At 69.4% G+C, this 11,277-nt stretch carries 13 protein-coding genes; 7 read left to right on the top strand and 6 right to left on the bottom strand.

Going from position 1 to position 11,277, the window contains the following annotated elements; all coding sequences use genetic code 11:
- Nucleotides 1–31: 31 nt before the first annotated feature.
- A complete protein-coding gene (locus BLT62_RS15635; protein WP_083365526.1) occupies nt 32–703 on the bottom strand; it encodes a winged helix-turn-helix transcriptional regulator in 672 nt (223 codons plus the stop codon).
- Nucleotides 704–897: 194 nt separating this feature from the next.
- Between BLT62_RS15635 and BLT62_RS15630 the strand changes: the two genes are divergently transcribed.
- Nucleotides 898–1,242 carry a hypothetical protein gene (locus tag BLT62_RS15630; RefSeq protein WP_083364892.1) on the top strand — a complete coding sequence of 115 codons (345 nt, stop codon included), beginning with the start codon at nt 898–900 and terminating at the stop codon, nt 1,240–1,242.
- On the opposite strand, the gene BLT62_RS15625 is transcribed toward BLT62_RS15630, so the two are convergent.
- Nucleotides 1,239–2,231 (bottom strand): IS481 family transposase, encoded by a 993-nt coding sequence (locus BLT62_RS15625; RefSeq protein WP_083362845.1) that lies wholly within the window; start codon nt 2,229–2,231, stop codon nt 1,239–1,241. The two genes, BLT62_RS15630 and BLT62_RS15625, sit on opposite strands and share 4 nt — an antisense overlap.
- 311 nt (nt 2,232–2,542) lie before the next feature.
- Between BLT62_RS15625 and BLT62_RS15620 the strand changes: the two genes are divergently transcribed.
- Nucleotides 2,543–3,181, top strand: coding sequence for an FABP family protein (locus tag BLT62_RS15620; protein ID WP_083364891.1), 639 nt, complete (start codon nt 2,543–2,545; stop codon nt 3,179–3,181).
- 4 nt (nt 3,182–3,185) lie between these two features.
- Complete coding sequence (gene ygfZ / locus BLT62_RS15615; RefSeq protein WP_083364890.1) at nt 3,186–4,343, top strand: CAF17-like 4Fe-4S cluster assembly/insertion protein YgfZ; 1,158 nt, start codon at nt 3,186–3,188, stop codon at nt 4,341–4,343.
- A gap of 27 nt (nt 4,344–4,370) precedes the next feature.
- Here ygfZ and BLT62_RS15610 read toward each other — a convergent pair whose 3' ends face one another.
- Complete coding sequence (locus BLT62_RS15610) at nt 4,371–5,195, bottom strand: SAM-dependent methyltransferase (RefSeq protein WP_083364889.1); 825 nt, start codon at nt 5,193–5,195, stop codon at nt 4,371–4,373.
- A gap of 67 nt (nt 5,196–5,262) precedes the next feature.
- Here BLT62_RS15610 and BLT62_RS15605 point away from each other — a divergent pair, with 67 nt between their 5' ends.
- Complete coding sequence (locus BLT62_RS15605; protein ID WP_083364888.1) at nt 5,263–6,015, top strand: phosphoglyceromutase; 753 nt, start codon at nt 5,263–5,265, stop codon at nt 6,013–6,015.
- Between the two features lie 64 nt (nt 6,016–6,079).
- Here BLT62_RS15605 and phoU read toward each other — a convergent pair whose 3' ends face one another.
- Nucleotides 6,080–6,739: a phosphate signaling complex protein PhoU gene (phoU, locus tag BLT62_RS15600; RefSeq protein WP_083364887.1), complete on the bottom strand. Its 660-nt coding sequence runs from the start codon at nt 6,737–6,739 to the stop codon at nt 6,080–6,082.
- Between the two features lie 183 nt (nt 6,740–6,922).
- Between phoU and BLT62_RS15595 the strand changes: the two genes are divergently transcribed.
- Together BLT62_RS15595 and BLT62_RS15590 are read left to right on the top strand one after the other, a co-directional pair.
- Entirely contained in the window at nt 6,923–8,080 is a 1,158-nt protein-coding gene (locus tag BLT62_RS15595) for a sensor histidine kinase (RefSeq protein ID WP_083365525.1), read from the top strand.
- The gene (locus tag BLT62_RS15590) at nt 8,077–8,757 is read left to right on the top strand and encodes a response regulator transcription factor (RefSeq protein ID WP_083364886.1); all 681 of its coding nucleotides are present in this window, start codon (nt 8,077–8,079) and stop codon (nt 8,755–8,757) included. Before BLT62_RS15595 ends, BLT62_RS15590 begins: the two co-directional genes overlap by 4 nt.
- A gap of 76 nt (nt 8,758–8,833) precedes the next feature.
- Here BLT62_RS15590 and BLT62_RS15585 read toward each other — a convergent pair whose 3' ends face one another.
- Nucleotides 8,834–9,316: a hypothetical protein gene (locus BLT62_RS15585; RefSeq protein ID WP_083364885.1), complete on the bottom strand. Its 483-nt coding sequence runs from the start codon at nt 9,314–9,316 to the stop codon at nt 8,834–8,836.
- Nucleotides 9,317–9,493: 177 nt separating this feature from the next.
- Here BLT62_RS15585 and BLT62_RS15580 point away from each other — a divergent pair, with 177 nt between their 5' ends.
- Nucleotides 9,494–9,976: a CarD family transcriptional regulator gene (locus BLT62_RS15580; protein ID WP_083364884.1), complete on the top strand. Its 483-nt coding sequence runs from the start codon at nt 9,494–9,496 to the stop codon at nt 9,974–9,976.
- Nucleotides 9,977–10,054: 78 nt separating this feature from the next.
- On the opposite strand, the gene BLT62_RS15575 is transcribed toward BLT62_RS15580, so the two are convergent.
- A complete protein-coding gene (locus BLT62_RS15575; RefSeq protein ID WP_083364883.1) occupies nt 10,055–11,236 on the bottom strand; it encodes a globin domain-containing protein in 1,182 nt (393 codons plus the stop codon).
- Between the last annotated feature and the right edge of the window lie 41 nt (nt 11,237–11,277).

Here is an 11,277-nt window from a genome sequence, read left to right as displayed (position 1 = left end):
TGGCGTGAAGGTAAATGCGGGATGACGCGGCCTAGGGCGTGCGCTCGTCCTCGTCGCTCTCGTTGAAGCGGTAGCCGACGTTGCGCACCGTGCCGATGACGGTCTCGAGATCGCCGAGCTTGGCGCGCAGCCGCCGCACGTGCACATCGACGGTGCGGGTGCCGCCGAAGTAGTCGTAGCCCCACACCTCGCTGAGCAGCTGCTCACGGGTGAACACCCGGCTGGGGTTACCGGCCAGGAAGCGCAGCAGCTCGAACTCCTTGTAGGTGAGGTCGAGCGTCTTGCCGCGCATCTTCGCCGAGTAGCTGGCCTCGTCGATGACGACGCCGGAGGTCTTGATCGTCGGCGGGGTGGCCGGCAGCGACCGGGCGGATGCCAGCCGGATGCGCGCATCGATCTCGGCCGGCCCGGCCGTCTCGAGCACGACGTCGTCGATGCCCCAGTCCGGGCTGACCGCGGCGAGGCCGCCCTCGGTGAGCACGAGCACGACCGGAACCGAGAGGCCGGCGGTGCGCAGCATCGAGCAGAGGCTCTTCGCCTGCACGAGGTTGACCCGGGCATCGATGAGGATCAGATCGGCCTCGGGCGCTGCGAGCAGCTGGTCCAGTTGCGGGGGCAGCGTGCGCACGCGGTGAGAGAGCAGGGCGAGCGCGGGAAGTACATCATTGTTCACTGCCGACGTCAGGATCAACAACTGCGCCACGCGCATCCTCCAGCTTTATCGTGGCGCTCAGCATATCCTGCTCGCGCACTCGATCCGCGCGCATTTCACGAGGACGGGGGAGGCGGTGCTGGCGCCGTGGCCGACGCCCCGAGCGACTCAGCAGACACCGCAGCCTGCGGCATCCGCGGCACGGGGTGTTCGCGGGGCGCGGCGGCACGAGGCAGAATAGGGGCATGGCAGCCGCTCAGCAGCAGATCCCCACCGACCCGGAGTGGGAAGGGCAGAGGGGTGTGCGCCGTGCCTGGCAGAGCATCGCCCCGATCTGGCTGGTGGCGCTCGTCGGCGCGATCCTCACCGGCGTCGTCGCCCCGCCGGAGCTCGCGCTCGGCGGCGTCAGCCTCACGCTGGCCGTCAGCACCATCTGCGCCCTCGCCGTGCAGCTGGCCACGGGCCGCAAGGAGGGCTTCGTCAGCCGGGTGACGGCGAGCCTCGTCGGCAGCGCCGTGATCCTCGCGCTCGCCACCGTGGTGTTCGCGTTCGCGGCATCCGCCAACGGAATCCAGCTGCTGCACCGCTAGGTGTACTGCCCAGCAAGGTTGGTTAACCGGCTGATGGGTGGTTTGCTCCCGATGGCCGTGTGGGGCCTGTGGTGATTGTATTCGTGGAGCCAGGCCGGGAGGGCGTTCCGGCGGGCTGACTCGGACGCGTAGAACCGTGAGAATGCCCAGCCGTCGGCGAGGGTGCGGTGGAAGCGTTCGATCTTCCCGTTGGTCTGTGGCCGGTAGGGGCGGGTCTTCTTGGGTGTGATGTTCAACTCGGTGCAGGTGTCGCGCCAGAGGTGGGACTTGTAGGCAGAGCCGTTGTCGGAGAGGACCCGTTCGACCGTGATGCCTCGGGCGGCGAACCAGGACACGGCCCGGCGGAGCACACCCACGGCGGTGACCGCTTGCTCGTCGGCGTGGATCTCGGCGTAGGCGACGCGGGAGTGGTCGTCGATGACGGTGTGCACGAACGCCGTCCCGACCAGCGGCTGCCGGCGCTTGCTCCGGCCCGCGCCAACGGTCGCGGCCCGGTTCTTGCCGCCCTGCTGCTTGCCCAGGTAACGCCAGCCGCCGCCATCGGGGATGTTGCCGAGCTTCTTCACGTCGACGTGGATCATCGCCCCCGGCTTGTCGTGCTCGTAGCGCCGCACGACTTCCCCGGTGCGCTTGTCGACGTGACTCAACCGGTTCAGCCGGCACCGGGTCAACACGGCGTGCACGGTCGACGCGGGCATGCCCACTTTCGCGCCGATCGCGACCGGCCCCAAACGCTTCTTCCACCGCAGATGCACGATCTTCCGCACCAGCCGCTGCGGGGTCCTGTTCGGGTTCCGGTGCGGCCGGGAGGAGCGGTCCTGCATGCCGTCCTCACCCATCGCCGCGTAACGTTCAGCCCACCGCTTGGCGGTCGGCCAGGAGCAGTTGAACTGTCTCGCGGCCTGCGAGATCGGCCAACGGTCGTCCACGATCAGGCGCGCCATGCGCAGCCTTTGGCGTGGAGTCAGCGCAGCGTTAGCGTGGGACATGAGGGCCTCCTGGTCTCGCAGAACTGGTTTCTAAGCAGCTCCACTCTGCAGCAGGAGGTCCTCACTCATTCCCGAAGGACTACAGCGAGTCGTCACACCGATTCAACCAACGTCCCTGGGCAGTACAGCTAGGGCCGCGCGCTCGGGCATGCCGCTGCGGTGAACGCCGACGGCATGGGTAGAATCGAGGCATGTCACCCCTTGCTCTTGAACTGCTCTTCATCGGCCTGCTCGGCCTCGCCAGCCTGGCGATTGTGTGGATCTCCGGCGTCGTCGTCTACAAGCTGTGGCGGGGTCAGCGGTAACACCGCATGATTGAGATCCCGCTGGGCCTGCCCGCCGAGCTCGTACCGCTGTCCTGGTTGCTGGGCGTCTGGGAGGGCTCCGGCGTGCTCGACTACTCGATCGACCCGCCGGCCGGCTCCCCGGCAACGGCGGAGCCGACGAAGGTCACCCGCGAGTTCGGCCAGCGCGTGAGCTTCGCCCACGACGGCCTGCCGTACCTGAGCTACCACTCCTACAGCTGGCTGCTTCCGGAGGAGGAGGGCGGCGAGCCGACGCCCCTCGTCACCGAGACCGGCTACTGGCGGCTCTCCCGGCCGCTCGGCGACGCCGACGCCGGCCCCGGCCTGCTGCCCGGCACGGCCGCCCCGCGCTACCCCGACGCCGAGTCGGTCGAGACGCTGCGCAACGCCGCCGGCGGCTTCGACATCGAGGTCTCGCTGGTGCACCCCAACGGCGTGAGCGAGCTCTACCTCGGCCAGGTGCTCGGCCCGCGCATCGACCTGGCGACGGATGCCGTCGTGCGCACCCAGACGGCCAAGCACTACGCCGCGGCAACCAGGCTGTACGGCCTCGTCGACAACCACCTGCTCTGGGCCTGGGACATCGCCGCGCTCGGCCAGACGCTGCGCACGCACGCCTCCGGCCGCCTCGCGAAGGTTGACTGACACCATGACCAGCTCCCCGTTCCTCGGCCTGCCCGCCGCCGTGCCCGCCGACGGCCTCGACGCCGGGGTCGCCGCCCACTACGGCAACCCGATGGTCGAGCAGCGCCAGTTGCTGGCCGGCACCGCGATCGTCGACCTCTCGCACCGCGGCGTGCTGAGCGTCACCGGCCCCGACCGGCTCAGCTGGCTCAACTCGATGACCTCGCAGGCGCTCGACCGGCTGGCCCCGGGGGAGTCCAGCGAGACCCTCGTGCTCGACAGCAACGGCCGAGTCGAGTACGACGCGCGGGTGATCGACGACGGCGTCACCACCTGGCTGCTGCTCGAGGCGGCCGAGCTGCCCGGCCTGAAGGCCTGGCTGGAGCGCATGCGGTTCATGCTGCGCGTCGAGGTTGCCGACGAGACAGAGAACTACGCCACGATCGGGACGATGGCCCCGGATGCCGCGGCACTCGCCGCCCTGGCGCTGCCGGCGGCCGCGCCCAACGGCGTGCCGCTGGCCTGGACCGACCCGTGGACGGCCGTCGCGCCCGGCGGCTGGCAGTACGCCGCCGCCGACGAGCACCCGGCATCCGCCTGGCACTGGCACGAGCTGCTCGTGCCGCGCTCCGAGCTCGGCGCGCTCGCCGAGCGGGTCGCCGCCGGCGAGCCCACCGCGGCCGGCACCCTCGCCCTCGAGGCGCTGCGCATCGCCGCCTGGCGGCCGCGGCTGGCCCTGGACGGCGACGAGAAGACGATCCCGCACGAGCTGGACTGGCTGCGCAGCGCGGTGCACCTGAACAAGGGCTGCTACCGCGGGCAGGAGACGGTCGCCAAGGTGCACAACCTCGGCCACCCGCCGCGGCGGCTCGTGATGCTGCACCTGGACGGCTCGGACACGATCCTGCCGGTGCACGGCGACGAGGTGCTGGCCGAGAAGGTGCGTCCGGAGACCGAGGCCGAGTGGAAGGTCGTCGGCCAGATCACGAGCGCGGCGCTCCACCACGAGCTGGGCCCGATCGCGCTCGCCGTGGTCAAGCGCGCCGTGCCGACCGACATCCCGCTCGAGGTGCACGCACACGGCGAGAAGGTCGCCGCGGCCCAACAGGCCATCGTGCCGACGGATGCCGGGGCGGCCGCCAACATCCCGCGGCTGCCGCGCCTCGGCGCCCGCGGCGTCTAGCCCGCTGCGGGAGCTAGGCGGCGGCCGCTACCCCCAGTGGAAGCCGTTCGGGGCGACCGAGGCCCACGGCACGGTCAGCTCGCCGAGCCGCCAGCGGCTGCGGCGACCGTGCACCGGCCAGCCGGCGGCGCGCACGCCCTCCACGGTCGCCTGCCAGCGCTGCACCGGGCCGTAGGCGGCCAGCGCCGCGTTGTACTGCCAGTGCCGGTCGAGCAGGCCGAGCAGCGCGTGCACCCCCTCGCCCTCGACGTTGCGGTGGATCAGCACCTTGGGCAGCCGCTCGGCCACGACCGACGGCCGCTCCAGCTCGTCCAGCCGCAGCGCGATCGAGAACGTCGCCGGGCCGGAGGGCCCGACCGCGACCCAGGCCGCGATCCGGCCGATCTCGTCGCAGGTGCCGTCGATCAGCACCCCGCCCCGCTGCAGCCGGGGCGCCAGCATCCGCCAGGCGGGCAGCACCTCGTGCTCGTCGTACTGGCGCAGCACGTTGAGGGCCCGGATGACGGCCGCCCGGCGCCCGTCCGGCAGCGGAGCCTCGAAGCCGCCCAGGGCGAAGCGCACCGCGGCATCCGGGGTGAAACCGGTCAGCCCGGCCCGCACGGCCTCCAGCTGCGAATTCGCCCCGCGCACCCGCTCCGGGTCGATCTCGAGGCCGAGCACCTCGACATCGGAGCGCGTCTTCGCCAGGCGCTGGTGCAGCTCCAGGCTGGTCACGGCACTCGCCCCGTAGCCGAGGTCGACCACGAGGGGGTCGGCGCTGCTGCGCAGGATCGGGAGGGTCTGAGTCCAACGGTCGATGCGGCGGAGCCGGTTTGTGTTCGTCGTTCCACGTGTAATTGTTCCAACCGGCATTCGTACAATTCTGCCACCTGAGGCTTGTTCAGTATTACCACGGGGCCGGATCGCTAGAGTGGAATGCATGACTGCGCCTTACACACTCATCCTGCTGCGCCACGGCAACAGCACCTGGAACCAGGCCAACCTCTTCACCGGCTGGGTCGATGTCCGGCTGAGCGAGCAGGGCGAGGCCGAGGCGGCCCGCGCCGGCGAGCTGCTGGCCGAGTCCGGCCTGCTGCCGGACGTGCTGCACACCTCGGTGCTCACCCGCGCCATCCAGACCGCGAACATCGCCCTCGACAAGGCCGACCGCGCCTGGATCGACGTGCGCCGCAGCTGGCGCCTGAACGAGCGCCACTACGGTGCGCTGCAGGGCCTGGACAAGGCCGAGACGCTGGAGAAGTACGGCCCTGAGCAGTTCCAGCTGTGGCGCCGCAGCTTCGACGTGCCGCCGCCCGTGCTGGCCGACGACGCCGAGTACTCGCAGGTGGGCGACCCCCGCTACGCGAACCTCAGCGACGAGCAGATGCCGCGCACGGAGTGCCTCAAGGACGTCATCGAGCGCATGCTGCCGTACTGGGAGAGCGACATCACCGTCGACCTGCGCGCCGGCAAGACCGTGCTCGTCACCGCGCACGGCAACTCGCTGCGCGCCCTGGTCAAGCACCTCGACGGCATCAGCGACGACGACATCGCCGAGCTGAACATCCCCACCGGCATCCCGCTGGTCTACAAGCTCGGCGAAGACCTCATGCCGCTCGGCCCCGGCGAGTACCTCGACCCCGAGGCCGCCGCCGCCGGCGCCGCCGCGGTCGCCGCCCAGGGCAAGAAGTAGCCACGCAGGGTTAACGAAAGAGACTCCGGATGCCACGGCATCCGGAGTCTCGTTCGTTCAGGGCTTAGGCGCTCGGGGCGTCCGGGTCCCAGTCGCCGGTGGCCAGGTAGAGCACCTTCTTGGCGATGGACACCGCGTGGTCGGCGAAGCGCTCGTGGTAGCGGCTGGCCAGGGTGGCGTCGACGGTGTCGGCTGCCTGCCCCTTCCACGTCTCGCCCAGCACCTTGTCGAACACCTTGAGGTGCAGCGCGTCGATCTCATCGTCGTCGTTGCGGATGGTCTCGGCCAGCTGCACGTCCTGGCTGCGGAGCAGCTCGGTGAGCTTCTGCGCGATCTCCACGTCGAGGCGGCCCATCTCGGCGAAGGTGCCGCGCAGCGACTTGGGCACCACCTTGTCGGGGAAGCGGTAGCGGGCCAGCTGGGCGATGTGCGTCGACATGTCACCCATCCGCTCCAGCGAGGCACTGATGCGCAGGGCGCTGACGACGATGCGGAGGTCGCGGGCAACCGGCTGCTGCCGGGCCAGGATCATGATGGCGAGCTCGTCGAGGGCGACGGTGAGGCCGTCGATCTTGTCGTCGTCGGCGATCACCTCCTCGGCGAGGGTGACGTCTGACTCGTTGAAGGCGCGGGTGGCCTTGTCGATGGAGACGGCGACGAGCCCGCTGAGCTCGACGAGCCGGTCCTGCACCTCGCGGAGCTCCTGCTGAAACACTTCACGCACGGCTAATCTGATCCTTCCTGCCGACGGGTGACCACGGCATCCGAAGACCCCTGTGGCCCCCTGCTCGATGATGCCCCCGTTAGATGAACAAACGGTGCCGCACCGCTGAACACTCGGCAAAGGTGCGGCGTTCTGCGGTGGAACAGGGGGTGGCCACCTGGTGGGTTCACTACTCTAGTGGGCATGGACTCCACCTGGTTGGTGCTGCTCGCCCTGGCACTCGGCCTAGCCGTCGGCGCGGGCTTTGTCACCTTGCTGCACGTCGCCGAACGCCGCGGCACCTCGGCGGCGGGCGTCGTCAGCCCACGCATCCCCGACGGCATCGACCAAGTGCTCGAAGCGCTGGAATCGGCCGGCGTGGTGCTCGACCCCTCGCACAACGTGATGAAGGCCTCGCCGGGCGCCCACGCCATGGGGCTGGTCTGGAACGGCACGCTCGTGCACCCGGAGCTGCTGGCCCTCGCGGACGAGGTGCGCCGCACCGGGGAGCCGATCAGCCGCGAGCTGGTGCTGAAGCGCGGACCGTTCGGCGACGCCAGCATGTACCTCAGCGTGCGCGTGGCCCGGCTCGGCACCCGCTTCGTGCTGCTGCTGGCCGACGACCGCACCGAGTCGCACCGGCTCGACGACGTGCGCCGCGACTTCGTGGCCAACGTCAGCCACGAGCTGAAGACGCCGATCGCGTCGGTCGGGCTCCTGGCTGAGGCGCTGGACGCCGCCGCCGACGAACCGGCGCAGGTGCGGCGCTTCGCGAACCGCTTGAGCAGCGAGTCCACCCGGCTGGCCCGGCTCACCCAGGAGATCATCGAGCTCTCCCGGCTGCAGTCGCAGGATGCCGTCGCCGAGGCGCACCCCGTCGACATCGACGCCGTGGTCGCGACCGCCGTCGAGCAGAACCGGGTCATCGCCGAGGGCAATGACATCGAGATCGCGCTCGGCAAGCGCTCCGGCGCGCAGGTGCTCGGCGACGAGTCGCTGCTGGTCACCGCCGTGAACAACCTTGTCGCCAACGCCGTGAACTACTCGCCGCCCGGCTCCCGGGTCGGCGTCGGCGTCAAGACCGGTGCCGGCACCGTCGAGATCGTCGTGACCGACCAGGGCGTCGGCATCCCGGAGGAAGACCAAGACCGTGTCTTCGAGCGCTTCTTCCGCGTCGACCAGGCCCGCGCCCGCAACACCGGCGGCACCGGCCTGGGCCTCGCCATCGTCAAGCACGCCGTGCAGAACCACGGCGGCGACATCCGGGTCTGGTCGCAGCCCGGCCTCGGCTCCTCTTTCACCATCCGCCTTCCCGATGCGAAGGCGGCACCAGCCACCGAACCACTGGGAGACACCGCGTGACACGAATTCTGCTGATCGAAGACGAGCCGGCCCTCAGCGAGCCGCTCAGCTTCCTGCTCGAGCGCGAGGGGTACGAGGTGACGGTGGCCGCCGACGGCCCGAGCGCGCTCCGCGAATTCGACCGGGCCGGCGCCGACCTGCTGCTGCTCGACCTCATGCTGCCGGGCATCCCGGGCACCGAGGTCTGCCGCGAGATCCGGCAGCGTTCCAGCGTTCCGATCATCATGCTCACGGCGAAGGACTCCGAGGTCGACATCGTCGTGGGGCTCGAGCTCGGCGCCGACGACTACATGACCAAGCCGTACTCGACCAGGGAGCTGCTGGCCCGCGTGCGCGCCGTGCTGCGCCGTCACGTCGAGGCGGATGCCCCGGACGACAGCGTGATCGAGGCCGGCAGCGTGCGGATGGACGTGGAGCGCCACACAGTGAGCGTGAATGGCGAGCTCACGCCCATGCCGCTCAAGGAATTCGAGCTGCTCGAGTACCTCATGCGCAACGCCGGCCGGGTGCTCACCCGCGGCCAGCTGATTGACCGGATCTGGGGAACCGACTACTTCGGCGACACCAAGACGCTCGACGTGCACATCAAGCGGATCCGCTCGCGGATCGAGGCGGTGCCGTCGGAGCCGGCGATGCTGCTGACGGTGCGCGGGCTCGGCTACCGCTTCGAGGCCTGAGCCGGCGGCATCCGCCCGGACAACGCAGAAGAGGCGCACCCGCGGGTGCGCCTCTTCGTGTGGTGCTGGCTGAGTATTACTTGCTCGGTGCGGTCGGCACCAGGTCGGCGTACTCCGGCAGTGAGGCGTCGAGCACGGGCACGAGCAGCTGCTTGCCCTCGCTCTGGCCCGACTGGAAGTAGACCGGCAGCAGTGCGCCGGGCTGTGCGCCCATGTCGACCAGCGTGATCTGCTCGCCGTCGGGCAGGCCGAACGGGGTGCTCGAGGACGGGTCGAGGGTGACCGTCTCGGTCTCCTTGCTGCCGTCGGACTCGTACTGCACGGTGACCTTGGCGCTCTCGGTGGTGGTGTTCACGAAGGTGACGACCAGGTTGCCCAGCTCGCCGTCCTCAGTGATCACGAGCGCGTTGCGCACATCGACACCGTCGAGGTTGGCGCTCACGCCATCGCTCGCGTCATAGTGCTTGGTCGTGGCCTGCGGGGCCACCAGGTTGCAACCAGCGGTGCCGACCAGAAGGCCGGCAGCCAAGAGAACGGATGCCGCAATACGCGCCTTCACAAGACCTCCAAAAAAATTGCGCTCCCTCACCGGCCGAACGGCTGGTGAGCGGGGGAACGCGTGCGAAATATCGCTCCAGAGTTTAGCCTATCGCTGCGGGACCGGCGCGGAAGCAAGGCGAACCTTACCACTATTGCGGCTGTGGTATCATAGAGGTTGCTGAAGGGATATCAATTCATGCTTTTTGAGGTTGGCGAAACCGTCGTTTACCCGCACCACGGTGCTGCAACGATCATCGAAATCAAGACCCGTGTCATCAAGGGTGAAGAGAAGCTCTACCTCAAGCTCAACGTCACCCAGGGTGACTTGACCATTGAGGTCCCCGCCGAGAACGTCGACCTCGTCGGCGTGCGCGACGTCATCGGCCGTGAGGGGCTCGACAAGGTGTTCGAGGTGCTGCGCGCGCCGTTCACCGAGGAGCCCACCAACTGGTCGCGTCGTTACAAGGCGAACCTGGAGAAGCTGGCGTCCGGCGATGTCATCAAGGTGTCCGAGGTCGTCCGCGACCTGTGGCGCCGTGACCAGGACCGCGGACTCTCCGCTGGCGAGAAGCGCATGCTGGCCAAGGCCCGTCAGATTCTGATCTCCGAGCTCGCGCTCGCCGAGAAGACCGACGAGGAGAAGGCCTCCACCGTGCTCGACGAGGTTCTGGCCTCCTAGGCCGCCGTCGCGCCACCCGCATCATCCGAAAGCCCCGGCCCCACGGCCGGGGCTTTCGTGCTGCCTGCCCGGGGCAGCCTAGGCGGCGAGCCAGAGGTCGGGGCCGAACACCTCGTAGTGGATGTGTGTCGCCGGGATGCCGGCGTCGATGGCCTGCGAGCGCACCGCGCGCATGAAGGGCAACGGGCCGCAGAGGTACAGCCGGGCGTCGTCCGGCAGCTCGAGGCCGGCCAGTGACATGTATCCCTCGCTCGCCTCGGTGTCGTCGGCTTTCGCGGTGACGTCCTCGAGCCACAGCTTGAGCTCGGCGTTCGGCAGTGCCGCGATGGACTCGCGCATCTGCTCCTTCAACGCCCAGGCGTCCTCGGTCGACTCGGCGTGCAGGACGAGCACCCGGCGGTCGGAACCGGCCGCGGCCAGGGTGGCCAGCGCGGAGGCGCTCGGGGTGCAGCCGATGCCTGCGGTTGCCAACACGATCGGGCCGCCGACGGTGTCGATGGTCAGGTCACCGTAGGGGTTGGAGAGCTCGATGGTGTCTCCGACGCTGAGGTTCTGGTGCATGAACGGCGACACCTCGCCGCCCTCGTCGAACTTCGTGGTGATGACGCGCTCCGTGGTCGAGGCCACCGCGTCGCTCAGCGTGTACTGGCGGCACTGACGGATGCCGTCGGCGAGGGCTACCCGGACGGACACGAACTGGCCGGGCTTGGCGACCGTGACCGGGGTGTCGTCGGCGGGGCTGAAGCGGAACGTGATCGAGCCGACGCCCGCGACTTCCTTCGCGGTGAGGGTCCAGTTGGTCCAGACCTCGTTGTTGGCCTGCTGCGCGTAGAGGCCCTTCTCGATCTTGATCAGCGCGTCTGCCATCAGCCAGTACACCTCGGTCCAGGCCTCGGCGACCGCGGGGGTCACCGCGTCGCCCAGGTCTTCGGCGATGGCCGCGAAGAGGTGCTCGTAGACGAGGGCGTACTGGTCTGCGGCGATGCCGAGCGAGGTGTGCTTGTGGGCGATTCGGACCAGCACCGCCTCCGGCAGGGACTCCGGGTGGTTCAGCAGGTGCGTGGCGAAGGCGGCGATGGACCCGGCCAGCGCCTGCTGCTGCGTGCCGTTGTTTTGGTTGGCGCGCGAGAACAGTCCGTCCAGGAGCTCGGGGCGTGCCGCGAACATCCGCGAATAGAACTTCGGGGTGATGTGCGCGATGCGCTCCCCGATGATCGGCAGCGTCGCCTCGATGACCGGGCGGGACTTTTCAGACAGCATGGTGTGGCTCCTTGATGAGGGGTGGGTCGTTATCTTGCGGG

The organism is Microterricola viridarii (assembly GCF_900104895.1).
Taxonomy (GTDB): domain Bacteria; phylum Actinomycetota; class Actinomycetes; order Actinomycetales; family Microbacteriaceae; genus Microterricola; species Microterricola viridarii.
Note: the sequence above shows the minus strand (reverse complement) of the source record. Positions and strands in the feature narration are given on the sequence as shown.

What these genes read in the sequence shown, in the direction of transcription:
- BLT62_RS15620 (WP_083364891.1), top strand. Translation starts at nt 2,543, where the DNA reads ATGATTGAGATCCCGCTGGGCCTGCCCGCCGAGCTCGTACCGCTGTCC.
- BLT62_RS15580 (WP_083364884.1), top strand. Translation starts at nt 9,494, where the DNA reads ATGCTTTTTGAGGTTGGCGAAACCGTCGTTTACCCGCACCACGGTGCT.
- BLT62_RS15605 (WP_083364888.1), top strand. Translation starts at nt 5,263, where the DNA reads ATGACTGCGCCTTACACACTCATCCTGCTGCGCCACGGCAACAGCACC.
- BLT62_RS15630 (WP_083364892.1), top strand. Translation starts at nt 898, where the DNA reads ATGGCAGCCGCTCAGCAGCAGATCCCCACCGACCCGGAGTGGGAAGGG.
- ygfZ (WP_083364890.1), top strand. Translation starts at nt 3,186, where the DNA reads ATGACCAGCTCCCCGTTCCTCGGCCTGCCCGCCGCCGTGCCCGCCGAC.
- BLT62_RS15610 (WP_083364889.1), bottom strand. Translation starts at nt 5,195, where the DNA reads ATGCCGGTTGGAACAATTACACGTGGAACGACGAACACAAACCGGCTC.
- BLT62_RS15595 (WP_083365525.1), top strand. Translation starts at nt 6,923, where the DNA reads ATGGACTCCACCTGGTTGGTGCTGCTCGCCCTGGCACTCGGCCTAGCC.
- BLT62_RS15575 (WP_083364883.1), bottom strand. Translation starts at nt 11,236, where the DNA reads ATGCTGTCTGAAAAGTCCCGCCCGGTCATCGAGGCGACGCTGCCGATC.
- BLT62_RS15625 (WP_083362845.1), bottom strand. Translation starts at nt 2,231, where the DNA reads ATGTCCCACGCTAACGCTGCGCTGACTCCACGCCAAAGGCTGCGCATG.